1 pseudogene is annotated in these 942 nt (G+C 59.3%); it reads right to left on the bottom strand.

The window, feature by feature from the left end:
- A pseudogene (locus tag APH25_RS24750) lies at positions 1-942 on the bottom strand (IS66-like element ISPpu13 family transposase); the annotation flags it as partial.

Here is a 942-nt window from a genome sequence, read left to right as displayed (position 1 = left end):
TGCACTTTCTGCGCTTCGACGAACTTACGACGTGCGTGCGCCCAGCAGCCCAACCGCTCCACGCCGTCCTGTGCAGCCAGCGCGTTGTAACCGGCGTAGTCGTCGGTCATGACATAACCGCGATAGCCATCCAGCAGGCGCGTCGGCACTTCCTGCGCTCGGCTGGTGGCGTAGTCGAAAAGGATCACTGGCCGATCAGGTGGGCCGCCGGTTTGTACCCACATCCAGGATTGGCTACTGGGCTCACGGCCAGGCTCTTTCAATACCTGCACACGTGTTTCATCACAGTGGATGATCCGACTGCTCAACAGGCTTTCGCGCATCAGATTCAGCAGCGGTTGGAAGTGCTCGCTGCATTGAATCACCCAGCGTGCCAGGGTTTGGCGCGGGATATCGATACCGTGACGCCCCAACACTTTTTCGAAGCGATGAAGCGGTAAGCCGTCTACATATTTGGTGGTGAGCAGCATGGCCAGCACACTTGGGCTAGCCATGCTCTTCTCGATCACCTGGGCAGGCTTGTCCGCCGTTACAGGCGCTGACTCGCAGTCGCGGCAGCCATACACCTTGCGAACATGTTTGATGACGCGAATCTGCATCGGGACGATTTCAAGCTGTTCGCTGACCTCTTCACCAATGGCATGTTTGCGGCAGCCACAAGCGCACGTCAGCTCATGCTCGGGCAGTTCGTGGACAACCTCGATACGCGGCAAATCAGCCGGCAGTGGTTTGCGTTTACCACGGCGCTTGGTCGGTGCAACGACTTCTTCGTCGCCAGCCTCATCCAAGGGTTCTGCCAGGCTTTCCGCTTCGTCGAAGAGCGGCAACTGTGGCGTCGCCGCATCGCCTGTCTGCTCGGTCTTGCGCCCGAACAGGCGCTGGCGCAACAGCGCAACTTCCTCTTCGAGATGAACGATCTTGCCCTTGTCCGATGCGCGCTCG

Origin of the sequence: Pseudomonas sp. NBRC 111119, from assembly GCF_001320125.1 — a bacterium.
Lineage (GTDB): Bacteria > Pseudomonadota > Gammaproteobacteria > Pseudomonadales > Pseudomonadaceae > Aquipseudomonas > Aquipseudomonas parafulva.
Note: the sequence above shows the minus strand (reverse complement) of the source record. Positions and strands in the feature narration are given on the sequence as shown.